We start from the raw sequence: 24,958 nt of genomic DNA, 5'->3' as shown, positions 1-24,958 counted from the left end.
CCGTGGAAGCGGCCGTCACGATCGCCGCATTGCCCGTTGCGGCGCTCACCCTGTGGGCCCTCCTCCGCGCCCCGGGCGCACGCTCGCTGCTCGTCGCGCGCCCGACCGGCGAGCGCTGGCACGACCGAGCCACGCCGACCTTCGGCGGCGTCGGGATCGCCTGCGGCCTCGCCGTGGGGGTCGCGCTCGCGGTGGCCGTGGGCGCCGTCGAGGCGTCCTGGCAGCTGGCCGGGATCCTCGCGGGTTGCGGGCTCCTCTTCGTGGCCGGCCTCCTCGACGACGTTCGTCACCTGAGCCCGCTCGCGAAGCTGGTCGCGCAGTTCGCTGCCGCCGGCATCGCGATCGCAGCCGGGCTTCGAGTCGAGCTGGTGACGAACGACGTGCTCGCAGCCGCGATCGCCTTCTTCTGGCTCGTGGGAATCACGAACGCCTTCAACCTGCTCGACAACATGGACGGCCTCGCGGCAACGCTCGCAACGGTGGCGTGCTTCTACTTCGCGATCGACGCGACGACGGCGCACCCGAACGACCTCGTCCTCGTACTCTCGCTGTCGCTCGCCTTTGCGTGTCTCGGCTTCCTCCCCTTCAACCTGCGTCCCGGTGACGGCGCGCGGGTGTTCATGGGGGACGCCGGGAGCCAGCTGCTCGGGTTCCTGCTCGCGGCGCTCGGGCTCGCGGCGAGTTGGACCACCGCAGGGACGACCGTCGCCACGATGCTTCTGCCGCTGCTCGTCCTTGCGATCCCGATCCTCGACACGACGCTCGTGACCGTGCGGCGGCTCGCCGAGCGTCGCCCGGTGACCCAGGGCGGCAAGGACCACACGTCCCACCGGCTCGTCTACTACGGCCTCTCCGAGACGAAGGCCGTGGCCCTGCTCGCGTTGATCGCCGTCGCCCTCGGGGCGACGTCGGTCGCCTACAACGTGCTCGACCGTCCGGCGATCACGGTGCTCGGCGTGCTCGTCACGTTCGCGCTGCTCGTCCAGTTCGGGAGCTTCCTGGCGGAGCTGTCCGAGCAAGAACGGCGTGGGAGGCCGGCCGACACGCGGCTCCGCCACGCCGTCGCCGTGCAGCCGCGGCGCCTCGCCGAGCTCGTCGTCGACTCCGCGCTCGTGACGGGGACGTTCCTCGGCGCGTACCTCCTCTTCGTGGACGGCCGCGGCACGGAGCTCCAGCGCGGCACGTTCCTCGCGGTGGTGCCGATCGTGCTCGGGACGACCTACGTCGTCTACGTGCTCTTCGGCGTCTACCGCCGGGCCTGGCGCTATGCGACGACAGGCGACCTTCTCACGATCGCGCTCGCGAGCGGCCTTGCGACCCTGGCCGCGTACGGCATCGTCCTCGCGACTCGCGACCTCGGTGACTTTCCGCGGGAGATCTTCCTCGTGTACGGCGTCGCCGCGGCAGCGTTCGCAGCGGTGTCGCGCTGGGGGGTCCGGTTCGTGCCGGAGGCGGGCGGCGGGCCGGACGACGGGCGGCGTCGTGTTCTCGTCGTCGGCGCGGGCCAGGCGGGACGCGGCGTGGTGCGGGACCTGCGCGGCGCGGGCGACGTCCGGGTCGTCGGCTTCCTCGACGACAACCCTCGGCTTCGCCGGCGCAGGGTGCAGGGTGTGCCAGTGCTCGGCTCGGTCGGCGACGCGCCCGCCGTGCTCGAGTCGACGCAGAGCGACGAGCTCGTGGTCACGATCCCCGACGTGGACGCGGCGCGGCTCGACGCGGTTGCACGCGCCTGCGAGGCGGCCGGCGTCGCGCACCGCGTCGTCCGCGAGCGCACCCAAGCGGCTCCGGCGACAACGCAGGCCGTCGCGGAGTGAGCGCCCAGGTGACCGCGGCGCCGCTTGCACGGGCGGGCGCCGGCTCCGAAGTGAGGGCGCGCGTCGAAGGTCTCCTCCCGCTCGTCGGCGCCTACCTCCTCCTCGCCACCCTCTTCGCGTGGCAGGCATGGCGGCGGGAGACGCCGACGATCTTCTCCGACGAGCTCGAGACGACCCAGATCTCCCGCGCGATCGCCGAGACTGGCCATGCGGCGCGGCGCGGCGAGCCGTACGGCTTCACGAGCCTGGTCCCGTGGCTGACGGCGCCGCTCTGGTGGCTGCACCCCGTGGCGACCGCCTACGAGGCGATCAAGACCGTGCAGTCGTTCGTCATGGCCGCAGCGATCTTCCCCGCGTACCTGCTCGCCCGCCGGGTTGTATCTCCCGGCTGGGCCTACTTCGCGGCCGTCGCCGCCATCGCCGGCCCGGCGCTCTCGTACTCGCCGATCCTCGTCGAGGAGCCGTGGGCCTACCCGGCGGCCACCGTCGCGCTGTGGCTGACGGTGCGCGCGGTCGACATCCCCGGACGCTGGTCTCTGGCACTCGCGTTCGGGTCGTGCCTGCTCGCCGTACTGATCCGCTCGCAGCTCGCGGCGCTCTTCGGCGCGCTCGCCTTCGGGCTCGTCGCGCTCGGCTGGCGGACGCAGGCGATGCGCCGCTGGCGCTCCTCGTGGACGCGCTGGGACTGGGTCGGCGCCGTCGTACTCGGCGTCGGCGCCGTCATCGCGATCGTCGCGCTCATGGGCCACAACTCGAACGAGTGGTCGACGGTGACGACGGGGTGGAAGGGACGGATGGTCGAGTACGGAAGCTGGGCCGGCGGGGCGTTCGCGATCGGGATCGGCGTGCTGCCGGCGATCGCGCTCCTCGCCGTCCTCGCCGTGCCGCGTGCGGAGCGCGACCGCCCCGGCGTGCGGGCGTTCGTCGTCGTCGCGGGCGGTGCGGTCGTGAGCTTCGGGTGGTACGCCGCGGTCAAGGGCGCCTACCTGTCGACGACGTTCTCGAGCCTCGTCGTCGAGCGCAACCTCGTCTACCTCGCGCCGCTCGCGTTCGTCGCCACCGCGTACCTCTTGGAGCGGGCGGCCGCTCCCGTCTGGGCCGTGATCGCGGCCGGCGCGGTGGTCCTCGGGCTGATCGTCTGGGTTCCGATCGACCGCGGCCTCGACAACTTCCCCTACTACGAGGCGCACGGGCTCGCGATCCTCGCACTCGCGAACCGCGAGTGGGCCTGGCCGCTGGGACGGATCGAAAACGCGCTCGAGGTGCTCACCGTCGCCTGTGTCGTGCTCCTGCTGCTCGTCGGCACGCGGTTGCGGACGAGGCTGTCCAGCGCGGCCGCCCCTGTTGCCGCTGCGGTCGCGGTCGTGCTCTTGGTCTGGAACGTGACCGCGGAGGTCTATGCGGCGGTCGGCGAGCACGACTTCAGCCGCCGTGTCGAGCGGAACCTGCCGAAGCCGCACGACTGGGTCGACCGAGCCGCCGGCGGCGGCACCGTCGCAATGCTCGGCCAGCGGATGAGCGACGACCCGCTCGGCGTCCCGTCGACGGAGTTCTGGAACCGCTCGATCGTCAAGGTCTGGAGCGTCGACGGGACGGGGCCCGGTCCCGGGCACACCCTCACGCCCGACCTCCAGGATGCAGACGGGACGCTGTGGCCGAACCCCCAGACCGATTTCGTGCTCACCAGTGGCGGAGTCGAGGTCGTGGGCCAGGAGGTCGCGCAGAACGCGGGGTCGGCGCTCGTGCGCCTCGACGGTCGCCCGATCCGGCTCCGGTCGAACCGGACGGGGATTGCCGGGGACGGATGGATGGTCGGCGACGCCGGCAATCCCGCCGTCCCGGCGCGGGCCGCGTACAACCGGTTCGACGTCTCCGGCAACGGCACGGGGACAGCCGTGGTCACGCTCTCCCGCGAGACGTTCTGCCCCGCCGGCGTACGCCTCCCGGGGACCGCGCACGTGCGGATCGGGGAGCTCGGCCGCGGCCCGGACAAGCAGCCGGCGATCCTGCGCGAGACGGCTTCGGAGACGACCTACGTGCCAGCCTGCACCTCGCGCGCCGTGTCGCTCCCGACCCCCGACGGGCCCTGGCGCGTCGAGGTCTCGATCGACACCTTCGTCCCGGCGAAGATCGACCCGAAGGGCTCAGCCGCCGAGCGTCGCGCGCTCGGCGCGCGCGTGTCGTTCGACGTCGTTCCGCGCTAACGCGCCGCGGCGACGAGATAGGTGAAGCGCGCGCGGAGCGCGAGCCGAGCGAGCGGCCCCGACCGCTCGGCTGCCTTCGCGAGCGCGACCAGCGGGCCGGGGAGGCGCTGCGTCTGCGGGACGAAGAACGGCCGGAGCACGACTCGTGAGAATCCTGCGGCGCGCAGGTCGGCGACGACGTCCTCGAGGCGGTACTGGCGGGGATTGAGGTCGAAGACGAGCTTCGTCTCCGTAAACGTCGCTACCCGCGCGAAGAAGGCCGCCCGGTCGCGGGCGTAGTAGATCGCCCGGAAGACCGTCGTCGCGGCGACCGGCGCCGGCGGGGCGTAGTCGTTCAGGTCGCCCTCGTCGACGGGGGCCCGCCCACCGAGCCGGCGCCGGGCTGCGTCGATCATCGCCGGCTCGGCATCGACTCCCCGATAGCGAAGTCCGCGCTCGAGCAGGAATGCGCCGAGCCCGCCGTCCCCGCAGGCGAGGTCGAGCACCTCGTCGTTAGGCGCGAGAGGGACGCCGAGGGTCGCGATCAGGTCGGCCCGATGCGAGAGATACGCGGTCGCGTCGGCGTACTCGGCGTCCGACCAGCCGGCCGCCTTGCGCGCGTACTGCTCGGCCTTGCTCACAGCCGCGAGAGCGTCTCCGGGTGCTTGCGCACGAAGCGGGCCATGCTGCGCGCGTGCCAAAGGCTGTGGCGCGAGAGAAATCGCGTGTCCGTCACCTGGGCCCAGTCGTGCGCGACATGCGCGGCCGGGACGTACCAACGCTCCCAGCCCGCCCGCATCGCGCGGTAGCAGAGGTCGATGTCCTCGACGTAGTGGCGGTAGCCCTCGTCGAAGCCGCCGAGCTCCTCCAGCATCACGCGCCGCATGAGGAGGAACGCGCCGAGCAGCCAGTCCGCCTCGACGGGCTCGTCGACGTCCTGGTCGAGGTGGTAGTGGGCACGCTGGCGCTCGAGGGGCGGGAACATGCGTCGCAGCGGCGTACGGCGCACGAGCGTGCCGCCGACCGTCGGAAAGTCGCGTCGAGTCGGCTGCCAGGTGCCGTCCGGCCAGACCGTCCTCGGTCCCGCGATGCCGCAGTGGGTACGGGTGAGGGCGAAGTCGTGCAGCGCGGCGACCGCACCGGCGTCCGGGCGGACGTCGGGGTTCGAGTAGAGGACCCAGTCTCCCGTCGTCGCGGCCACGCCGAGATTGACGTTCGCGGCCAGGCGGAGTGGACGTGCGTTCTCGAGCACGCGTATTCCCGGAGGCTGCGTCGCCCGGATCGAGCCGGGCGTGTTCGCAACGACGACGAGCTCGTCCACCTGCGGCGCGAGGCGCGGCAGCAGCGCCTCGAGCTCGGAAGCATGACCGTGCGAGACGACCACGGCCGAGACGCTCATCGACCGAGCGCCTCCAGGTAGACACGGACAGTCGCATGCGCCGTCGCCTCCCAGGTGAAGTCGCGCGCACGTCGAAGGCCCGCGGCCGAGAGCGGGTCCCGCTCGGCGAGCGCGCGGCGGATCCCGTCGGCGAGCTCGCTCGCCGGGACGACCACAGCTGCATCTCCGGCGACTTCGAGCAGGGCAGGGTCGGGGACGGTGACGACCGGCGTTCCGGAGGCCATCGCCTCGACGACCGGCAGGCCGAACCCCTCGTAACGCGAGGACTGGACGAGGCAGGCGGCGCCGCGATAGAGGCCGGCCAGCCGCTCCGTCGAGACGTAGCCCTCGAGCCGGGCCCCGCCCGCGCGGAGCTGCTCCGCCACGCGTGCGTCCTTCGTCGGCCCGACGACCACCAGCTCGAGCCCGACCTCTTGGACCGCAGCGAGCGCCGCGAGCTGGTTCTTCCGCTCCTGGATCGCCCCCACCGAGAGGGCGTACGGCGCTCGTTGCACCGTGTCGCTTGCCGGGTTGCGGCCGTCCCGCAACGGGCCGAACGCCGGATCGACGCCGTTCGGCGTGACGACGACCCGCTCGGGCGCGAGACCGTAGTGCTCGACGAGGTCGGCTTTCGTCCGCTCGGAGACGGTGACGACGCGCGCAGCCGTGCGCGCCGCCCGGGGGACGACGCGCCGGAAGACGAGACCGTCCCTCCGGCCCATCAGCCCTCGCTCGAACGAGAGGTCGTGGATCGTCACGACGGCGGGGCAGGGGCCGAGGAGCGGCACCGCGTACTGTGTGTGCACGAGCGCGGCCCCGAGCCGGCGGAGCGTCCGGGGCAGCGTCCACGCCATCCGGAGCTCCTGCGAGCCCGTGGCGAGCTCGACAGCATGGATGCCGTCCGGGACGAGCTCGGGATGCCGGGTGACCGCCGCGAGACGAAGGCCTGCCTCGGCCACCGGCTCGGGCAGCGTGCGAAGGAGGTTGCGAACGTACGTCTCGTCCCCCGTCCGCTGCCGGCCGAGCACGTCGGCATCGACGACGACGAGCGTCACGCGAGCTCCCGCCAGAGATCCTCGACGAGGTCGGCTGCCCGGCGCCACGTGAACATCGAGGCGCGTGCGCGGCCGATCTCGACGAGCGAGTCGCGCCGTCGCTCCGCTTCCTCGATCCCGGCCGCGATCGACGCCGGGTCGCGCGGGTCGACGAGCACCGCGGCGCCGCCCGCAACCTCCTCCGTCGCGCCGCCGCGGCTCGTCACGACGGGCGTGCCGCAGGCCATCGCCTCGAGCACGGGGATCCCGAAGCCCTCGTAGAGCGACGGGTAGACGAGGCAGCGCGCCCCGCGCATCAGCGCGGCGAGCTCCTCGTCGGAGGGCTCACCCACCCATCCCTCGGCGGCCACGTCGCCCCAACCCGCGGCTCCCGCGACGCGCAGCTCGACTCCCGCGAGCCGCGAGGCCTCGACCGCGGCCGCAAGGTTCTTTCGTGGCTCGAGCGTCCCGACGGCGAGGACGTAGTCGCCCTCCGCAGAGGGCCCGTCGGTCGTGAAGACCGGGTCGACCCCGTTCGGGACGACGCGGATCCGCTCGACCGGGACGTCGAGGAGCGCGACGAGCTCGTCGCGTGTGAACGCGGACACCGCGACGATCGCGTCGGCGGCCCGAACCCCGCCGCGGAGGGCCAGCGCCCCGGTCGTGCGGTGCCAGCGCGGAAACGCGGACGGGTGCCGGAGGAGCGCGAGATCGTGCACGGTGACGACGAGCGGTGCGCGGGGAGAGATCGGCGCGCGAAACGTCGTGCAGTGCAAGACGTCGAGACGGGCCGACGCGTGGCCGAGGCGGAACGGGTACCAGAGCCCGTCCCGCCGGAGCGACGCGAGACGACCGCTCCCCCCGGATTCGAGCCCGACGAGCTCGAGGCCCGGCCGCCCGGCGAGGGCGCCGAGCAGCCCGCGCACATGGCGGGCCGTCCCCGCCCGCGTCTGCACGAGCGGCGTCGTGTCGATCCCGACCCTCACACGGCCGCCCTGCGGACAGCCTCCCGCGGCTCCGGGTAGAAGAGAAGCGCGATCGCCTGCTCGGCGTCGAGCCACCGCGACTCGACGTGCTCGTCGTCGAGCGTCGGCTCCCAGCCCTGGGGAGCGTCGGCGACGAACGGCCACACGATTATCCGCTCGGTTCCGGCCGGGAAGCGCTCGCGGACGGGCTCAGGGTCGCCGGAGAGGTCGTAATCGAGCGTCGCGCCGAGCGGGACGACAGGCGCTTCGAGGCCCGTCTCCTCGAGCAGCTCCCGTCCCGCGGCGGCCACGGGCTCCTCGCCCCAGTCGACCCCGCCGGCGACGAGATGCCAGTAGCCGAGCTTCTCCGGCGAGCGAAGGACGACGAGGTACTCGGCGGCGACTTCGGCGGGCCGCCGGACGACCACCACGACCTCCTCTGGCCGCCGATTCCCCATCACGACCTCACGCGCGCTCCTCGAGGGCGGCGAGCATCGCTCTTCCCGTCCGTTCCCACGAGAACCGCTCGGCGTGGGCGAGCCCCAGCGGCACGAGCTCGTCACGCCGCGCCACCGCGTCTCTGATGCCGGCCCCGATCGCCTCGGCGTCGAGCGGATCGACACGCACGGCCGCGTCGCCGCATGCCTCGTCGAGGGACGGGTGGTCGGAGGCGACGACCGGCGTGCCGCAGGCCATCGCCTCGACGATCGGCATTCCGAATCCCTCGTACAGCGACGGATAGACGAGCACGGCCGCCCCACGGTAGAGCTTCCCGATCTCCGTGTCCGGTACGTAGCCGAGCCGCCGGATCCGGGCGTCCGCGAGGTCGGGCCGGTCGCCCCACCCCTCGCCGCCCGCGAGCACGAGGCCGAGCTCGTCCGCGAGTGGACGCCAGGCCTCGACGAGCCGTGCGAGGTTCTTTCGCGGCTCGATGGTCCCGAGCCCGAGGATCGCCGGGCCGCCGAGGTCCACGCGTTCTCCGTCCGGCCCGAGCCCCGGTTGAAGGCCCGGCGGCGCATGGACGATGCGCCCCGGCTCGATCCCGAGCGTCTCGCCGAGGTCGGCCGCCGTGAAGGCGGAGTTCGCGAACACGACGTCGCAGGTCGCGGCCGCGTTGCGCGCCTTCCGCGTGTGCATCGACACCGTCCGCGGCGTGCAGAACTCGGGGTGGTGGAGGGGGACGAGGTCGTGGAAGACCGTCGCCCGCAGGCCGCGGCGCTGGGCCGGGTACATCCATTCACTGAAGACGAACGCGTCGAGCGACCCCGCGAGCCACTCCACGGGCGGCCACCCCGCCTTGCTCCACGCGGTGCGGAGCGCGTGCGAGGCAGGGAGCGGAATCAACCGGCGGGCGGCCGTGATCCCGTCCAGCGCCGCCCGGATCGCGGCCGGGCCGCGGAGGCTCGTCGGCGCGAACGCGACGACCTCGTGGCGCCCCGCCGCAGTCGCGACCATGCCGCCGATCGAGCCGCGGATGTAGTTGCCGATCCCCGTCCGGGGATGCGAGAGCGGCGACACGTCGACGACGATCCTCACTTCCGCTCCAGGTGCACGAACGAGTCGAAGTGGGCACCGAGCTCGCGGTCGTCGGTGTTGCCCGGGATCATCTCGGCGGGGACGCGGGTCGGTGTCACGGTGAACCGCACGCGGCACCGTCTGCCGGTCGGCTCGAGCGGGACGCGAAGCGTCGCGGCGCCGACCGGCGGGACGACGATCCGCGCGACCGGCTGACCCCCGACCGATGCCACGACCCGGGTGAGCTGCCCGGCGAAGAGCGTGGGATCGGAATGGAGGCCGACGAGCAGCCGGCCACCCGTGCAGCGAAGCCGGGTCCAGGTGACCGTCCGGCCGGACCAGGTGTCGTTCGGATAGAGGCCGGTCACGCGCGTCAGCGACGCGAGTGGCCCGTGCAACCGCCAGAGCGTGGTGCCGAGGTCGTCGCGCGCCACAACGTCGCCGTCCGGCGTGACGGAGCCGTCGAGCAGCGCATACGGCGTGTCGATCGTCCGCCCGTCGGACATCCGCACCGTCCCGTTCGCCGCGACCCTGACCGGCGTCTCACCGATTCCGCCGGGAGTCGGCGCGCCCGTGTAGTAGACGTCCCCGACCGCGCTGTTGAAGAACTCGTTCTGGTTGACGGTGAAGCGGTCGGCCCGGCCGGTCCAGAGGACGGCGACGTCGTCCTGGCGCGGGACGCGCCCGTCGATCCAGCCGCGAGGGACGCCGCGGATGCCCTGGAAGAGCGCCCCTTCGCCGGAGCGCAGCACGCCGTGCGGGCCCGACCAGACCGGACGTGAGAAGACGACGAACCCGGCGAGCAGCACGAGCGGCACGACGTACCCGACCCGGGCGGGAACGAGCGCGAAGAGTGCGACGAGCGCGAGAGCGGCGATCAGCACCGTGAGGCGATAGGAGCCTCCAACGAGGTGTGCATTCGCCGACCAGAGCGGAACGAGGCCGAACGTGTCCGATTTCGCCGGCTCGCCGATGAACCGCGTGTACGGGAACGCCACGACGAGACCGACGGCGAGCACCGCGCCCGCGACGAGCGGCGCGACGGGTCTCGGGCAGCCGAGCTCCACCCAGGCGGCAAGCACGGCGACGAGCAGCGGCGCGAGGAAGAACAGGTAGCGGTCCTGCACGCGGTCGGATGCGAAATGCGACGCGAACGCGCCGACGACGAGCGTCGAGGTCGCGACCATTGCGATCGTCGCGGCGAGGTGCTCCTGCACCGCCGCGGGCAGCTGCCTCGCCCGGGAGAGGAGCACCACGAGCGCAACGACGGGAACGACGGCCACGTAGAGGATCAGCTCCTCCACGTGCCAGAGCCAGAAGCGCAGCACCTGGCCGACGTCGTAGCCCGCCTCCCCGACGACGCTGTACGCGCCGAGCAGGTCGGACAGCGACCGGCCGCGCGCGAGCTGGGCCGCGACGACGAGCACGCCGAGCACGGCGACGCCGCCGAGCAGCGGCGCGAACCGCCGCAGGACACGCCTGTCCCACCGGAGCAGCGCCAGGAGACAGGGAGCGAGCAGGATCGCGCCGACGAAGCCGATCGCCTGGGAGCGCGTCGCCACCGACGCGGCGAGCGCGGCCGCCAGCGCCACGATCCGGCCTGCCGACGGCCGCTCGAGGACGAGGAGCAGCGTCCACGCGAAGAGAAGCGCGACCGGGTAGAAGAGGTTCTCCGTGACGATGGTCGCCGTGTAGGCCATCGACGGCACGGCGAGGGCGGTCACTGCTGCGAGGAGCGACAGCCACCTCCCCGCCACACGGCGCGTGATCAGCCAGGCGGGCACGGCCGCGAGCGACATCGCGACCGCGTTCGTCGCCTTCGCGGCCGCGTACGCTCGGGGCAGGCCGTCGACGAGCCCGTAGGCAGGGGCGAGCAGCGCCGGGTAGAGGATGCTGTAGCCCGTCGTCGCCACCCCGCGCACCGCGAACGTCCCTGTGTGCGCCAGGCTCCGCGCGAGCTCGGAGTAGATCAGCTCGTCGACGAAGACGAACGGCGCCGGCATGCCGCGCACCATCCAGATCCGCAGAGCGGCGGAGCAGACGACGATTCCGGTGAGCCAGGCCCAGTCGGGCACGCGGGCGACGCGCGCCCGCCAGGCGTCAGCCACCGAGGTCGACCTCGGAGAGACGCCTCGCGATCTCCGCGGCCTCGGGCGTGCCCGGCGCGATGCCCACCCCCGCGGCGGCCTCGCCGACCTCGCGGAGCACGTCGTCGGCGACGACCCCGCCGCCGGCGGCGAGCTCGAACGCAGCCGCCTGACGTTCGGCGACGCGCGCGAGATCGTGCTCGCCGGTCGCGAGCTCGAGCGCCGCGGCCCCCATCGTCGCGCGCACGTCGGATCGCTCGGCGAGCAGCTGGAGCGCCGCGGTGAGCTCGGCGACCTCCTCGTCGCCGGGCGCGACCCGGAGCGCGACGCCGGCCGGCAGCTCCGCGAACCAGCCGACGTCGGACACGACGAGCGGCTTGCCGAGCGTCAGGGCGCGAATCGCGGTCCCGGACGTCTCGCCCATCGTCGGCGAGCGCAGGCTGACGTGGACGTCGCACGCCTTCATCAGCGCCCAGAGGCGCGGCTCGTCGACGTATCCCTCCCGCACCAGCCCCTCGCCGTCGAGACCGAGCCGCTGGAGGCGCCGCTCGAGGTCGAAGCCCGGCGAAGTCGCGCCGACGAGAAGCAGTCGCGCGGCCGGATGCTCCGCACGGACGCGCGCGAACGCCTCGAGCAGCTGCGGCACACGCTTCGACTGGTTGACGTTGCCGAACGCGCCGATCAGCGGATCGCCGGCGATCTGTGCCGCCGCGACGCCGGGGTCCGGCCAGGCGGGATGCGGGATGCGGGCGATGGGACCGTCGTACCCGGCTGCGCGCGCACGGTCCTCGACGTAGTGCGAGTGGACGACGAGGCCCGTCGCGAGGGAGAGCACCTCGCCGGCGAGCGGGAACTCCTCGGGCCGCGCCTCCCAGAGCGGCGGCAAACGCTTGTCGAGCACGCCGTGCCCGAGCAGCCGGCCGACGACGCCGTGCTCGCGCTCCATCGCATCGAGGTAGCCGTGACCGTCGCGCCGCCCGATCGTCACGCCGGCGACGAGGTGATGGAGCACGAAGTCGTGCAGGACGACGAGGCCGGGCGTCCGGCGCAGCGCGTCGAGGATCCAGCCGTGGGCCTCCGGATTGTTGCCTATATGGTAAACCGACAGCTCGACGCCCCTCGGCGGCCGCTTCGCGCCGCGCCTCACCACCGAGACGTCGAGGTGCTCATGCAATGCCGGGACGAGGAGCGCCGAGTAGTCGGCGATCCCGGACGACTCCGGCGGCATCGGCGAGAAATACGCGACCCTCACGCGAACAGCCTCGCGATCGCCCGGTCCCAGGTCACCTCGTCGGCGAGCCGCTTGCCTTCCCGGCCGAAAGCCTCGGCCTCGGCCTCGTGCTCGCGCAGCCAGACCGCGGCCTCCCCGACCGCGCCCGCCTCGGGACGCACGACGATCCCGGTCCGGCGGTCGTGGACGACGTCGAGCGGGCCGCCCGAGTCGGTCGTCGTGATCACCGGCTTGCCCGAGAGAAACGCCTCGAACGGCCCCATGCCGAAGTCCTCGTCGACCGGCGCGTAGAAGACGGACGAGCACGTCGCATAGAGCTCGGCGAGCCGCTCGGCGCTCACGCGTCCCTCGAAACGGACGCGGCCGTCGAGCCCGCGCGCGTGCGCCACCTCCTCGAGCCGCTCGCGATCGGGCCCGTCGGACGCGATCACCATGTCGAAGCCGTCGCGCAGCGCCGCCGCCTCGAGCAGCAGGTCGATCCGCTTGGCGCGGTCGAGCCGGCTGGCCGAGAGGACGAAGCCCTCCGACGGAGCGCTGCGATACGGGAGCGCCTGGGGTGGATGCGGGAGCACCTCGGCCACGAGCCCGGTCGACCGCTCGAGCCGCCCGGCGACGTTCGCCGATGTCGCGAAGAGCCGCGTTGCCTCGCTCAACGCGCGACGGTCGAGCTCCTGTACCTGCCGTCGCAGCGCCCGCTCCTCGGCCGAGGGGCCGAACTGCCCGAGCTCGGTGCCGTCGAGCTCGTACGCCTGGCGGAACTGGTGTACGAGCCAGACGCGCTTCTCGCGGTGCCGCACGACGTACGAGGGGAACTTCGTCGCCACGACCACGTCGATCTTCCGTCCGTCGGCCTCGTCGAGATCGAGCATGCGCCACAGGAACGCCTGCGTCAGGACGCGCGCGCCGGGGTACCACTTGAACGGCACCGACACGAGGTCGGCCTCGTGCCCCCGCGCGCGAAGCTCGGCCACGAGCTCGTCCGTGAAGATCTCGGCGCCGCCGCGTGCGAACGGCACCTGGGGGCGCAGAACCGCGATGCGCATCAGCGCGGGTCGGCGGAGCGGAGACGCGCGAGCTCCGCCTCGAGCATGGCGACGCGACGCTCGAGGTCGTCGACCAGGCGGAGCGCGGCCGCGTTGAAGGAGCGCTGGTCGTACGCAAGCGGCTCGACGTACCAGCGCTGGAGCTTCCGCAACACCGCCTTGACCGGCGTCCCGAGGCCGCCGCGGAAACCGGGCCGCAGGCGAAGTGGCCGGTCGGCGGACACGGGCCACAGTCGCTCGGCCTCGGCGCGCGCCGCGCGGCGGTCATCGGGCTCGCTTCCCGCGCCCGGATCGGCCCCCGAGCGCCGGATCTCATCCTTCAGGGCCGCGAAGAGCGCATCGACGTCGACCTCCTCGGCCGACGGGAAGCCGTTGTCCGTCGCCTCGTCCGGCATCGCGCGAAGTGTAGTGCCGTGGGGAGCGGCCCCGAATGGGGCCTGTACCCATAACGCATGGGGCAACGCCCCGCTTTGCGGGAGCGCCGCGCTTCACGGGGGTCAGTCCCCTGCGGGGGCAGACCCCTAGGATCATGCGATGCTCGTCGCGTTGCCGCTGCTGACGCTCGTGCCGGGGATCTCGGGAGGCAGCGAGACGTACGCACGCGAGCTCTGCCGCGCGCTGGCGCGCGTCGGCGGGCACGAGTACCTGACGCTCGTCCCGACGCTCGCTCCAGAGGCCGGCGGCGGCCTCGAGACCGTCGTGGCAACCGACTATCGAGCCTCGACGACGACGCCGGGCCGGCTGCTCGCGATGGGACGGGCCTCGTTCCGTCCGGCCGCGCTGAGGTCACCCCTCGACGGTGCCGGCGTCGTCCACTACCCGCTGACCGTTCCGATTCCACGCCTCGACCTCCCGTCGGTGCTGACGCTGCTCGATGTGCAGCACCTCGACTTGCCCGGGCTCTTTCCGCGGGGCGAGCGCCTGTTCCGACGGCTCGCCTACGACCGCGCGGCACGGCGAGCCGACCGCGTGATCGTGATCAGCGAATGGGTGAAGGCGCGCGTCGTCGAGCGCCTCGGCCTGGACCCCGTCCGCGTCGACGCCGTCCACCTCGGCGTCGACCACGAACGGTTCACGCCGATGCTCGACGTCCCGCGTGAGTCCTTCCTCCTCTACCCCGCGCGGCCGTGGCCCCACAAGAACCACGCCCGGCTGTTCGAGGCATTCGCCCACGTGCGCGATCGTCGACCCGAGCTCCGGCTCGTCCTCACCGGTGTCGGGCACGACCCCGGCCGGCTGCCTGCGGGTGTCGAGACGCTCGGCGGCGTCTCCGCGGACGAGCTGGTCTCGCTCTATCGACGGGCCGCTGCGCTCGTCTTCCCGAGCCTCTACGAAGGCTTCGGGCTGCCGCCGGTCGAGGCGATGGCGTGCGGCTGCCCCGTCGCGGCGTCGAACGCGGGCTCGCTGCCCGAGGTGGTGGGCGACGCCGCGGTGCTGTTCGACCCTCACGATCCACAGGGGATCGCGGCCGGGATCGACGAGGCGCTCGACCGCGCCGGTGAGCTGGCGTCACGCGGCATCGAGCGCGCGGAGCGATTCACGTGGGACGCGACGGCGCGAGCCCACGACCGGGTCTACGAGGCCGTGGCCTCCGCCTGAAGCCGCGCGAGGTCTGCGTCCACCATCAACCGGAGCAGCTCCTCGAAGCTCACGCGTGGCTCCCAGCCGAGGACGCGACGCGCCTTCGAGGCGTCGCCGACGAGGTCGTGGAGCTCGGCCGCACCGCGGAAGAGCGACGGGTCGCTGCCGACGTGCTCGCGCCAGTCGAGCGCCACGGCGTCGAACGCGCACGCGACGAGCTCCTCGACGGAGTGCGAGACGCCCGTCGCGACGACGTAGTCCCCCGGCTCGTCGTGCTGGAGCATCAGCCACATCGCGCGGACGTAGTCTCCCGCGTACCCCCAGTCGCGCCGGGCCGAGAGGTCTCCGAGGACGAGCTCCTGCTCGAGCCCCAGTGAGATCGCAGCCGCGGCCCGGGCCACCTTGCGCGGCAGGAAGTCGACGGGACGGAGCGGGGACTCGTGGTTGTAGAGGATCCCGCAGCACGTGAACATCCCGTACCGACGGCGGTAGCTGCCCGCGATGAAGTGCGCATACGCCTTCGCGACGCCGTACGGCGTGAGCGGGCTCGGCGGCGTCTCCTCGGTCTGCGGCGTTTCGCGCGGCTCGCCGAAGATCTCGCTCGACGACGCCTGGTAGAAGCGGATGGACGGGTCGACCTCGCGGATCGCCTCGAGCATCGACGTCGCGCCGACGGCGGCGAACTCTGCGGTGAGGATCGGCTCGTCCCACGAACGCGGGACGAACGACGGCGCCGCGAGGTTGTAGACCTCGTTCGCGCGCGTCGACCGCAGCGCCTCGGCGAGCGACTCGCGGTCGAGCAGGTCGGCCGCGACGAACTCGATCTCGGAGGCCAGCTCGCCGAGGTTCTCGGCATACGCCTCCGGGGCGCGCCGCACCACTCCCGCGACGTGGTAGCCCTCCGCGAGGAGCAGCGAGGAGAGCAGCGCGCCATCCTGCCCGCCGACGCCCGTGACGAGGGCGCGGCGGCTCACGCTCGTTCCGCCGGACGGGTCGCGATCACCACGAGCTCGATCCCCTCCCCGTCGGTGTGGACGTCGAACCCGGCCGCACCCACGATCTCCGGAAGATCGCGACCGAAGTCCGTGTGGGCGAGCATGTCCGCGCGTCGCGTCACGAGGCCGAACGGGCCGCCGCCGCGACCGTGGTGCTCGGGCGCGAGGCCCGAGCGCGAACGGGTCGCGGTGAGCGACGGGTCGACGGGGACGGTGAACACGTGCCGTCCTCCGGGACGCAGGACCCTGTACGTCTCACGTAGTGCGAGGTGAGGGTCGGGCACGTGCTCGAGCGTCTCCGACGTGAGCACGAGGTCGAAGCGCTCGTCGTCGAAGCTCAGCGCCTGGATGTCTTCCTCCGGGTACTCGACGTGGGTGAGGCCGGGCGCCTCGGCGAGAAACGGGTGCATCCGGCCGATGCTGTTGATCTCGGCGATCCGAAGCGCACGGAAGGCATCCTCGCGCACGAGCTCCGCGAGCGTCGTCGCCCCGCCGGCGTACAGGTCGACGAGCACGCTCGCGATGCGCCGGACGCGGAGGCTGCAGCCGCACCGCTCGCAGAAGAGGCTCTCCCGTGCTGCGAGCGCGTCGCCCCACCGTCTGGCGAGCTGCCGTGAGAGAACCCAGCTCGAGTAGAGCTGCCGCCCGGACCAGCCGCACACGGAGCAGGTTCCCTGCCGGTCGCGCCGCCGGTCGCCGGGCCGCCGCAGGTGGAGCAGGAGCCAGAGCCCCGGATCCTCGCGGAGGCCCGCCGTCACGTGCGCCGCCTCGGGCCGAGCCGCCCCCGGGCCGCGTCGCGCAGCCCCTCCGCCACCCCGCGCAGGCCGCGGAGGGGCGACCGGGAGCGCAGCGCCTGGGCGGCGAACGCCGCAACCGCCTCGGCACGGCGACGGGCCGTGGCGAGCCGGCCGAGCGGAGCGGACCGCTCCGCGACTGCGAGCCCGTTCCGGAGGGCATAGTAGATCGAGTCCGCGGATGCGGCGCCTCCCGTCGAGGCCGACACGCGATGACGGACGACGCTCGCCGGCACGACGACGATCCGCAGGCCGGCTTCACGGGCTCGCAGCGACCAGTCCACGTCCTCCGCGTACGCGAAGAGCGCCTCGTCGAGGGGGCCGACCAGCTCGAGTGCGGCGCGCGGGACCAGCATTGCTCCGCCGCAGGCGCGGTCGGTGTCGTACGGCGCGTCGGTCGCCGGGAGTGGAGGCTGCCCGTAGCCCGTGTGACGGCCCTGGTGCCCGCGCCGCGGGTCGTACGCGGCGCCCGCATACCAGATGGTCGAGCCGTCGCCGTCGAGGATCTGCGGGCAGGCTGCGCCGACGCCGGGCCCGACAGCGGCGACGAGCGGCTCGAGGAACCCCGCCTCGACCGTGGCGTCGTTGTTGAGCAGCAGGACGAAGTCGGCACCCGACCCGAGCGCGGCAGCAACGCCGACGTTGACGCCGCCCGCGAAGCCGCGGTTCTCATCGAGCCGGATCAACGTCACCTCCGGGAACTCGGCCGCGACGGCGTCGGGCCCCCCGTCCGTTGACCCGTTGTCGACGACGACCACGGAGAGCTCGGGGTACGTCGCGCGGTCGAGCGACCGGAGGCAGGCGAGCGTGTCGTCGCGCCCGTTCCACCCGAGAACGACGGCGGTCACGCGCGCGCTCAGGTGAGCTCCCGCAGGTAGTGCCAGGCGGATGTGAGGCCCGAGGGCCGCACGACCGCGAGCGCGGCACCGCTGAGGGCAAGCCCCGCGACCGCTGCGACGGCCGGGCCGAGCACCGCACCTGCGGGCACGAAGCCGACGAGAGCGCAGCCACCGACGATGGCAACGGCGGACGCGAGCCGCTCGAGGGTCGAGCGGACGGCGTCGAGCAGCCCGAGCATCCAGGCGAACGCGATCCCGGTCGAGACGGCGAGCGCGAGCGCGAGCCCCTCGAGGCCCGCCAGCGCCTGCCCGGCGAACGCGAGCGGCACGTGAACCGCGAGCACGCCGAGGCCGACGAGCGGGAGCCGACCGCCGCGACCGGAGACGAAGACGAGGGGGAAGGTGACCGAGAGCGCGAGGGAGGCGACCATGTACGGCGCGAGGGCCACCACGAGCCGTCCGATCTCGGCGCCGACGTCTTCGCCATAGGCGCCGCCGAGCACCAGGTGGGTGATCTCCGCCCCCGCGACGGCGAAGATCCCGGCCGTGGCGGCGACTGCCAGGAGCGCCGGCCACGAGCACGCTTCCACGTGCCGCGCGATCCGCCCGGCGTCGAGGCCGAGGCGCGTCAGCGGGACGGCTGTCACGAGCCCGAGCGACGACGCGCAGATGCCGACCACGGCGGCGGCGATCAGGTACGCGTAATTGAAGCTCGTCACGGACCCGACGCCGTCCCGCGCGGCGATCGGCAGGCAGACGAGGTAGATCGACTGGAGAGCGAAGGGGAGCGCCGCGCCGGCGCCGAGCTCGAGCAGCCGCCGCGGGGCGCCGCGGGAGTCGACGCGCGCCGCACCGACAGGCATCCGCTCGCGACGAGACCTGACCACCAGCCAGCCCGCGCAGATGGAGGTCGCGAGCACGGCGTTCACTGCCATGCCCCACGCGACCGCGTCGGTCCCGTCCTCGCCGATGCGGACGACGATCAGGAGGAGGCCGGTGGCGCTGCCGACGATGTAGCCGAGCGCCGGCACGAGGTAGTCGTCGAGCGCGGCGAGCGAGCTCGCCAGCAGGCCCGCCGTGAACTGGCCGAGCCCGGCGACGATCATCCAGGGCAGCGCCGAGGCCGCCGCGTCCACCGCGGCGGCCGGCCCGAAGCCGGTGAGGAGCTCGGCAATCGGCCTCGCCGCGACGATTCCGACCGCGAGCACCGGCACCGCGATCATCCCGATTGAAACGGCGTATGACACCGTCTCCGACGAGAGACGCCGCTCGGCGCGGGCGCGCGCAAGCGGCGGGAGCACGGTCACCCGGATTGCGGTCGCCGCGAGCGCGAGGACGATGAACACCGCATAGGCGGCGAAGAAGCCGTCCGTCTCGGCCGTGCGCCCGAGCTCTCGCGCGATGATGACGCCGACGACGGCCGCGAGGCCGGTCTGCACGGCGATCGCGAGCGCCGTGACGGCGCCCGTCGCGAGGGACCCGAGTCCGGTCTGGGCGCTAGGCTTGCTCACCGACGCACAAGCCTACGGCCCGCGTCACTCGACCCGATGAGCAGCGACACGATCTGGAACGAGAGCGACCTCGACGGGCTGCGCGCCGACTTCGGCGACGTCTACGGGGGCCGCACGGTGCTCGTGACGGGAGCGGACGGCTTCATGGGCTCGCACCTCACCGAGGCGCTCGTCACGCTCGGCGCCAACGTCCACGCGTTCGTGCGCGCGACCTCGAGCGGCGCGCTCAACAACATCGGGCACCTCCGCCGCGAGCTCAAGGTGCACTTCGCCGATCTCACCGACCGCACCTCGATCGACTACCTCGTGCGCGAGCTCTGCGACGCGCCGGATCGCCCGTACGTCTTCCACCTCGGCGCGCAGGCGCACGTCGGCGAGTCGTGGCACCGGCCGTACGAGACGATCATGGCGAACACCGTCGGCACGCTCAACCTCCTCCAGTCGATCGTCGACTCGGGCCTGGAGCTCGAGAAGTTCGACACGGCCGGAACTTCGGAGGAGTACGGCAACGTCCGCGACGACGTCTCCGAGCACCACACGTTCGACGACGCCGGCTCGCTCATCCTCCACGAGCGCTCGCCGATCAACCCGAAGTCGATCTACGCCACCGCAAAGGTCGCGGCGGACTTCCTCACGATGAACTACTACGACGCGTTCGGCCTCCCGGGTGTCGTCACGCGGATGTTCAACAACTACGGCCCACGCCAGAACCCGCGCTACGTCACGGGCACGATCGTCACACAGGCCTTGACGCGCCCCGAGATCGAGCTCGGAGCGCTCGAGCCACTGCGCGACTTCTGCTTCTGCACGGACGGCGTTCGCGGCCATCTGACCGTCGCGGCGCACGGCCGGCCAGGCGACGTGTACGTCTACGGCCAGGGCGAGAACGTCTCGATGGCCGACTGGGCGGATTTGATCGTCCGCATCGGGGTCGAGCACGGCTTCTGGCCCGACGACCGCCGGGTCGTCACGACAGAGGCGCGCAAGCGCCCCGGCTCGAGCGACGTGATGGCGCTCCGCGTCGGCCACGAGAAGCTGACCCGTGAGACGGGCTGGCAGCCGCGCGTCAGCTGGGAGGAAGGCATCCTGCGGACGATCCGCTGGTACGCCGAGAACCGCGAGGGGTGGATCGGCCGGGTCGACTGGCTGCCCACCGGCGCGCCCAAGCTCGTCACGGGGTGAGCCGCGTCCTCGTCACCGGGGGCGGCGGGTTCCTCGGCTCGCGGCTCGTCGCTCGCCTCGAGGAGGACGGCCACGACGTCACGGCGGCGCGGCGCGCCGACTACGACCTCACCTCGATGGAGGCGGCGGCGCGGATGTTCGCGGAGAGCGAGCCGGAGCTCGTCTACCACCTCGCCGCCGAGGTGGGCGGCATCGGCGCGAATCGGGCCAACCCCGGACGCTACTGGTACGCGAACCTGATGATGGGCGCGCACGTGCTCGAGCAGGCGCGCCTCAACGAGACGCCGAAGCTCGTGATCGCCGGCACCGTCTGCGCCTATCCGAAGCTGACGCCGGTGCCGTTCCAGGAAGACGAGCTCTGGAACGGCTACCCGGAGGAGACGAATGCGCCGTACGGCGTGGCGAAGAAGGCGGTGCTCGTCGGCGCGCAGGCGTACCGCGAGCAGTACGGGACGAACGCGATCTTCCTCCTGCCGACGAACCTGTACGGCCCCGGCGACAACTTCGATCTCGAGACGTCGCACGTGATCCCCGCCCTGATCCGCAAGATGAGCGAGTCGCCCGACGAGGTCCTCCTCTGGGGCGACGGCTCGCCGACACGCGAGTACCTGTACGTGGACGACTGCGTCGATGGGCTCGTCAGAGCCGCCGAGCGCTACGACGGCCCCGAGCCGGTCAACCTCGGGACGGGAGTCGAGACGTCGATCCGCGAGACGGCCGAGCTCGTCGCAGAGGCGGTCGGCTTCGACGGCCGGATCACCTGGGACACCTCGATGCCGAACGGCCAGCCGCGCCGCAGCCTCGACGCGTCGCGGGCGCGCGAGCTCTTCGGCTGGGAGGCGACCACCCCGCTCCGCGAGGGCATCGCTCGCACGGTCGCCTGGTACCGGACGAGCGTTCCCGTATGAGCACGGCGGCGGCTGCCGCCCGCCCGCGCACCGTCCTCGCCGCGCTCGACCGCGCAGCGGGCGCTGTCACGCGCCACGTCGCGATCTCGCTTGCGGTACTCGTGACGGTGCAGATCCTCGCCACAGTCGCCCTGTTCTTCTCCGTCAACCGCAACGGCTGGCTGACGTACCAGGGCGGCGACCAGATCTGGCTCGTCACGTCGGCGTGGCTCCTCGGACACGGGACGGTGCCGTACGCGCTCGCGGGCCACGGCTGGCCGCTGCTCCTCGCGCCGCTGACGTGGATCACCGGGTCGAGCTCCGTCGACCTGCTGCCGCTGACGACTGTCCTCCAGGTCGGGCTGCTCGCCCCGATCGCGACGCTCGCTGTCTACGACATCGGCGCTCGGCTCGCCGGCCGGCTCGCCGGGCTCTGGTGTGCGGCCGCATTCGTCGCCGCTCCGTTCGCGGCGATCCCCTACTTCGTCCACCGCTACCACGACTCGTGGGTCGACCAGTTCCTCCCGCAGGCGCTCGGGCTGACGCAGCAAGCCGACTTCCCGTCCGTCGTGGCCGTGCTCGTCGCGGCCGCTCTGACGGTCCGGGCGCTCGAGGCGCTCGCCTACCGCGAGGCCGTTCTCGCCGGGACGCTCGCAGGGGTGGCCCTTGCGCTGAAGCCCGCGAACGCGCTCTTCCTCGGCGGCCCCGCGCTCGCGTTCCTCCTCGCGCGCCGGTGGCGTCAGGCGACGCTCTTCGCGGTCGCGCTCGCGCCGGCGCTCCTGGCGCTCACGCTCTGGAAGTGGCGAGGGCTCGGCGAGGTGCCGCTCTTCGCGGACGGCGGGACACGACTCGCTGCGGGTGTGGGCGACCCCGCCGTCGCGTCGGTCGCGTCGTGGTTCGACCGCACGGTGCACCTCGACTTCGACACCTGGAAGCAGAACATGTCGAACCTCCGAGAGTTCTCGTGGAGCGCGCGCGTCCTCCAGTTCCTCGCGCTCGCCGGCCTGATCGCCGTCGCGCGCCGCTCCCTCGCGGCGGCGGGCCTACTCGGCGGCTGGCTCCTCGGCTACGTCGTTATCAAGGGCGCGGCCGACGTCGCGACGGTCGAGTCCGGCAGCTACTGGCGGCTGATCATGCCCGCTCTGCCGGCGTTCGTGCTCCTGACCGCGGCCGTGCCCTTGCTCGTGCCGACGTTCATGGAGCGGATGGGGCCGCGCCTCGCTCCGCTACCGGGACGACGTCCCGGCCTGCGGGCCTCGATCGCGGTGGTCGCCTTCCTCGCGATCGTTCCCCTTGCCGTCATCCTCGCCGCCGACCAGATGCATCTGACCCGGCAGCAGGCGCCGCCGTACGCCTACGAGATCCCGGAGCTGGTCGTCAGCGAGATCGGAGTGCCGGTCGACGGGGACGTGGTCTCGCTCGACGTGCGCCGTGTCGGCGGAGCCAATGTCCTGACGTGGACGGACTCCACGAAGCGCGCGCGCACGTTCTACCGCGTATACCGCAGCTCCCCGTCACGCGGGTTCTCGGAGATGGTCTGCGAGCTGCGCGGCGGCGATCGCTGCGACCTCCGTATGGAGACGCTCGACATCACGCGCGAGCGGCGCTACGTCGACGTCGGCCCGCCCGCCGACGCCGTCTACCGGGTCGGGGTCGCCGCGAACTGGCTCGACGACACGGATCGCGGCGACGTGTTCGTCATCAGCCCGCCGGCCGCGCCGTAGCCTCGCGATCGGCCGCCTGCTCGAGCGCGTCGAGCCGTGCCCGGAGGAGTGCAACCTCCTGCGCCAGGAGGACGTTGTCGTCCGTCAGGCGGGAGAGGACGGTCGAGTAGTGCAGCAGGACGGCGATCACGAACATGATCGCGGCGGCGAAGAGGATCGCCGGCGGGTAACCGGAGACACCGAGCCAGGCCGCGATCGTATTGAGACCGCCACGCCAGACGGAGAGGACGAGCAACACGACCCCGGTCGCGAGCCAGAGTAGGGCGTAGCGCTCCTTCAGACGCCGCCCTCGGATCAGCTCGAGGACGATCAGGATGAGCAGGGCGGAGCCGATTGCCGCCGCGATCGAGATGCGAACCGGGGTCACCGCTCGACGCCCTCCGACGGCACCGCATAGCGGCGTCCCATCGCGATGAACAATGCGAGCGTCACCTTGACCGCGTAGTAGACGGAGCGCACGAAGGTGATCGACGACGAGCCGTGCTCGCGCTCGCGCATGCGCACATGCACCTCGGCGAGCCGAAGGCGATGCTTGAGCAGAAGCACGGTCGCCTCGACCTCCGGGTAGTCGCTCGGGTAATCGCGGGCGAAGAGCTCGATCCCCGGCCGGTTGAGGGCCTGGAACCCGGACGTCGTGTCGGTCACGCGCTGACCGGACAGGAGCGAGACGAGCCGCGCGAACCAGGTGATCCCGACCCGTCGCCCGAGCGGCGGACGGTATCCGTCTTCCTCCTCGCGGAACCGGGAGCCGGTGACGACGTCGGCCTCTCCTCTCTCGATCGGCGCGAGCAGCTTGGGGAGCTCGGCCGGATCGTGCTGCCCGTCGCCGTCGAGCCGCACCGCCAGGTCGTAGTCGCGCTCGAGCGCCCACCGGAAGCCCGTCTGCACGGCCGCGCCGATGCCGAGGTTGAACGGCAGCCGGACGACCGTCGCACCCGCCGCGGCCGCTGCCACGCCGGTCCCGTCGGACGAGCCGTCGTCGACGACGACCACGTCGATCGAGGGGTCGAACGCGGTGATCTCCGCGACGACCGGCCCGATCGCCGCCTCCTCCTCGAACGCTGGGACGACCGCGACGATGCGGGTCATACCGCGACCGTCGCCTCGAGGCCGAGCAGGCGCAACATCTGCCGGGCGCGGTGGGCGTACGTGTGCTCGTCGAGCACGCGTTCCCGTGCGCGGGCGCCCATCGCCGCCGCCTCGCCGGGGTCGTCGAGGAGGGCGCGGTAGGCCTCGAGGGCACCGTCGGCATCCTCGACGATCACGAGCTCGCTTCCCGCGTCGAACCACCGCTCGATCCCGGCGTGGGGGTTCGAGACGATCGCGGCGCCGCACGAGGCGAGCTCGAACGGCCGACAGGTCGACGAGCCGTCGACGGTCGCATGGGCGCGGCGTGTGATGTTGAGGTTCACCCGCGCCGCCGAGATCGCCCGCGCGAAGGCGTTGAACGGCACGTCGCCGAGCAGGCGCGCCCGGCCCACGTCACCGCGGAAATCGCGTCCGCCGAGCGCGAAATCGATCCGCGGGTCGCGCCGGCTCGGCTCGCCGACGAGCGCGGCCATCCACTCCCGGCGGAACTTGTCGCCGTAGCCGTAGAAGAAGACGTCGTAGTCCTTCTCCACCGGAAGCGGGCGGAAGAACTCCGGATCGGCGGCCCACAGGACGGGCTCGGCGCCCCGGGCGCCGAGCTCGAGCAGCCGATGGATCCCTCCCTCGGAGTTCGAGAGGACGAGGTCGTACTCGGAGGGATCGGCGCCGTGGTAGTAGTTGAAGCCGGTGTCCATGCCGCCGAACTCGGGCAGGCTCATCGGCACGTCGCCGTCGTAGAAGACGACAGGGATCCCGTGCCGCTCGCGGAGGAAGGTCGGGATGCCGCGGAAGTGCGCCATCGGGACGGTGAAGACGAGCACGGCGTCCGGCCGTTCGCGCGCGACGACCCGGTCGAGGTGGCGGCGCCAGCGAGGCGTGACGACCTTCCAGATCGTCTCCCGCGTCAGCTTGTCGAGGGCCCCGTCCTCGGGGCTCTCCTCGGCGCGACGCAGGTAGCGATCCCCCTTGAGGCGCGCGAGCCCGCTCCGCAACGCGGCGTAGCTCTCTCCCTCGCGATACGTCGGGTTGGGTGCCGTGCGCCACCAGGGAGACTCGACCGGCCGCCCGCGGTACGGCGTGACGACGAGGTCGACGCCCACCTCGTA

The 24,958-nt window shown here is 72.6% G+C and carries 23 protein-coding genes; 6 read left to right on the top strand and 17 right to left on the bottom strand.

Going from position 1 to position 24,958, the window contains the following annotated elements; translation table 11 throughout:
* Positions 1-2 precede the first annotated feature (2 nt).
* Together VNM44_RS09210 and VNM44_RS09205 are read left to right on the top strand one after the other, a co-directional pair.
* Complete coding sequence (locus VNM44_RS09210; RefSeq protein WP_325625388.1) at positions 3-1,814, top strand: hypothetical protein; 1,812 nt, start codon at positions 3-5, stop codon at positions 1,812-1,814.
* Positions 1,811-4,018 (top strand): hypothetical protein, encoded by a 2,208-nt coding sequence (locus VNM44_RS09205; RefSeq protein ID WP_325625384.1) that lies wholly within the window; start codon positions 1,811-1,813, stop codon positions 4,016-4,018. Before VNM44_RS09210 ends, VNM44_RS09205 begins: the two co-directional genes overlap by 4 nt.
* On the opposite strand, the gene VNM44_RS09200 is transcribed toward VNM44_RS09205, so the two are convergent.
* Genes VNM44_RS09200 through VNM44_RS09155 form a run of 10 tightly spaced genes read right to left on the bottom strand, consistent with a single transcriptional unit; the run spans position 4,015 to position 13,645 of the window.
* Complete coding sequence (locus VNM44_RS09200) at positions 4,015-4,638, bottom strand: class I SAM-dependent methyltransferase (RefSeq protein WP_325625382.1); 624 nt, start codon at positions 4,636-4,638, stop codon at positions 4,015-4,017. The two genes, VNM44_RS09205 and VNM44_RS09200, sit on opposite strands and share 4 nt — an antisense overlap.
* A complete protein-coding gene (locus VNM44_RS09195) occupies positions 4,635-5,396 on the bottom strand; it encodes a glycosyltransferase family 2 protein (RefSeq protein WP_325625378.1) in 762 nt (253 codons plus the stop codon). Before VNM44_RS09195 ends, VNM44_RS09200 begins: the two co-directional genes overlap by 4 nt.
* Positions 5,393-6,430 carry a glycosyltransferase family 1 protein gene (locus VNM44_RS09190; protein ID WP_325625376.1) on the bottom strand — a complete coding sequence of 346 codons (1,038 nt, stop codon included), beginning with the start codon at positions 6,428-6,430 and terminating at the stop codon, positions 5,393-5,395. Before VNM44_RS09190 ends, VNM44_RS09195 begins: the two co-directional genes overlap by 4 nt.
* Positions 6,427-7,395 carry a glycosyltransferase family 1 protein gene (locus VNM44_RS09185; RefSeq protein ID WP_325625374.1) on the bottom strand — a complete coding sequence of 323 codons (969 nt, stop codon included), beginning with the start codon at positions 7,393-7,395 and terminating at the stop codon, positions 6,427-6,429. Before VNM44_RS09185 ends, VNM44_RS09190 begins: the two co-directional genes overlap by 4 nt.
* Positions 7,392-7,802, bottom strand: a complete 411-nt coding sequence (locus tag VNM44_RS09180) for an NUDIX domain-containing protein (RefSeq protein WP_325625371.1) — start codon at positions 7,800-7,802, stop codon at positions 7,392-7,394. Before VNM44_RS09180 ends, VNM44_RS09185 begins: the two co-directional genes overlap by 4 nt.
* 37 nt (positions 7,803-7,839) lie before the next feature.
* Positions 7,840-8,910, bottom strand: a complete 1,071-nt coding sequence (locus tag VNM44_RS09175; protein WP_325625367.1) for a glycosyltransferase family 1 protein — start codon at positions 8,908-8,910, stop codon at positions 7,840-7,842.
* Complete coding sequence (locus VNM44_RS09170) at positions 8,907-10,997, bottom strand: glycosyltransferase family 39 protein (RefSeq protein ID WP_325625365.1); 2,091 nt, start codon at positions 10,995-10,997, stop codon at positions 8,907-8,909. The genes VNM44_RS09175 and VNM44_RS09170 overlap by 4 nt, the downstream gene beginning before the upstream one ends.
* Complete coding sequence (locus tag VNM44_RS09165) at positions 10,990-12,228, bottom strand: glycosyltransferase family 4 protein (RefSeq protein ID WP_325625361.1); 1,239 nt, start codon at positions 12,226-12,228, stop codon at positions 10,990-10,992. Before VNM44_RS09165 ends, VNM44_RS09170 begins: the two co-directional genes overlap by 8 nt.
* Positions 12,225-13,250, bottom strand: a complete 1,026-nt coding sequence (locus VNM44_RS09160) for a glycosyltransferase family 4 protein (protein WP_325625359.1) — start codon at positions 13,248-13,250, stop codon at positions 12,225-12,227. Before VNM44_RS09160 ends, VNM44_RS09165 begins: the two co-directional genes overlap by 4 nt.
* Positions 13,250-13,645: a hypothetical protein gene (locus VNM44_RS09155; RefSeq protein WP_325625356.1), complete on the bottom strand. Its 396-nt coding sequence runs from the start codon at positions 13,643-13,645 to the stop codon at positions 13,250-13,252. The genes VNM44_RS09160 and VNM44_RS09155 overlap by 1 nt, the downstream gene beginning before the upstream one ends.
* Before the next feature lie 139 nt (positions 13,646-13,784).
* Between VNM44_RS09155 and VNM44_RS09150 the strand changes: the two genes are divergently transcribed.
* Positions 13,785-14,849, top strand: a complete 1,065-nt coding sequence (locus tag VNM44_RS09150) for a glycosyltransferase family 1 protein (protein WP_325625354.1) — start codon at positions 13,785-13,787, stop codon at positions 14,847-14,849.
* Here the strand turns inward: VNM44_RS09150 and VNM44_RS09145 are convergent.
* Genes VNM44_RS09145 through VNM44_RS09130 form a run of 4 tightly spaced genes read right to left on the bottom strand, consistent with a single transcriptional unit; the run spans position 14,825 to position 18,970 of the window.
* Positions 14,825-15,805, bottom strand: a complete 981-nt coding sequence (locus VNM44_RS09145; RefSeq protein ID WP_325625352.1) for a GDP-mannose 4,6-dehydratase — start codon at positions 15,803-15,805, stop codon at positions 14,825-14,827. The genes VNM44_RS09150 and VNM44_RS09145 overlap by 25 nt on opposite strands.
* Positions 15,802-16,584, bottom strand: a complete 783-nt coding sequence (locus tag VNM44_RS09140; protein ID WP_325625349.1) for a methyltransferase domain-containing protein — start codon at positions 16,582-16,584, stop codon at positions 15,802-15,804. Before VNM44_RS09140 ends, VNM44_RS09145 begins: the two co-directional genes overlap by 4 nt.
* Positions 16,581-17,468 carry a glycosyltransferase family 2 protein gene (locus tag VNM44_RS09135; RefSeq protein ID WP_325625345.1) on the bottom strand — a complete coding sequence of 296 codons (888 nt, stop codon included), beginning with the start codon at positions 17,466-17,468 and terminating at the stop codon, positions 16,581-16,583. Before VNM44_RS09135 ends, VNM44_RS09140 begins: the two co-directional genes overlap by 4 nt.
* An 8-nt stretch (positions 17,469-17,476) precedes the next feature.
* Positions 17,477-18,970: a hypothetical protein gene (locus tag VNM44_RS09130; RefSeq protein ID WP_325625343.1), complete on the bottom strand. Its 1,494-nt coding sequence runs from the start codon at positions 18,968-18,970 to the stop codon at positions 17,477-17,479.
* Between the two features lie 36 nt (positions 18,971-19,006).
* Between VNM44_RS09130 and VNM44_RS09125 the strand changes: the two genes are divergently transcribed.
* From VNM44_RS09125 to VNM44_RS09115, 3 genes are read left to right on the top strand one after another with little or no spacing between them, the layout of a single operon-like run.
* A complete protein-coding gene (locus tag VNM44_RS09125) occupies positions 19,007-20,152 on the top strand; it encodes a GDP-mannose 4,6-dehydratase (RefSeq protein WP_325625340.1) in 1,146 nt (381 codons plus the stop codon).
* On the top strand, positions 20,149-21,060 hold the full coding sequence (locus VNM44_RS09120; RefSeq protein ID WP_325625336.1) for a GDP-L-fucose synthase: 912 nt from the start codon (positions 20,149-20,151) through the stop codon (positions 21,058-21,060). The genes VNM44_RS09125 and VNM44_RS09120 overlap by 4 nt, the downstream gene beginning before the upstream one ends.
* Positions 21,057-22,763 carry a hypothetical protein gene (locus VNM44_RS09115; protein ID WP_325625333.1) on the top strand — a complete coding sequence of 569 codons (1,707 nt, stop codon included), beginning with the start codon at positions 21,057-21,059 and terminating at the stop codon, positions 22,761-22,763. Before VNM44_RS09120 ends, VNM44_RS09115 begins: the two co-directional genes overlap by 4 nt.
* On the opposite strand, the gene VNM44_RS09110 is transcribed toward VNM44_RS09115, so the two are convergent.
* The 3 genes from VNM44_RS09110 to VNM44_RS09100 all read right to left on the bottom strand — a co-directional run.
* A complete protein-coding gene (locus VNM44_RS09110) occupies positions 22,741-23,130 on the bottom strand; it encodes a DUF2304 domain-containing protein (RefSeq protein WP_325625331.1) in 390 nt (129 codons plus the stop codon). The genes VNM44_RS09115 and VNM44_RS09110 overlap by 23 nt on opposite strands.
* Positions 23,127-23,852 (bottom strand): glycosyltransferase family 2 protein, encoded by a 726-nt coding sequence (locus tag VNM44_RS09105; protein WP_325625329.1) that lies wholly within the window; start codon positions 23,850-23,852, stop codon positions 23,127-23,129. The genes VNM44_RS09110 and VNM44_RS09105 overlap by 4 nt, the downstream gene beginning before the upstream one ends.
* A partial coding sequence (locus tag VNM44_RS09100; RefSeq protein WP_325625327.1) for a CgeB family protein occupies positions 23,849-24,958 on the bottom strand: 1,110 nt, incomplete at its 5' end. The genes VNM44_RS09105 and VNM44_RS09100, both read right to left, overlap by 4 nt.

This window comes from Gaiella sp., from assembly GCF_035558935.1.
Taxonomy (GTDB): Bacteria; Actinomycetota; Thermoleophilia; order Gaiellales; family Gaiellaceae; genus Gaiella.
Note: the sequence above shows the minus strand (reverse complement) of the source record. Positions and strands in the feature narration are given on the sequence as shown.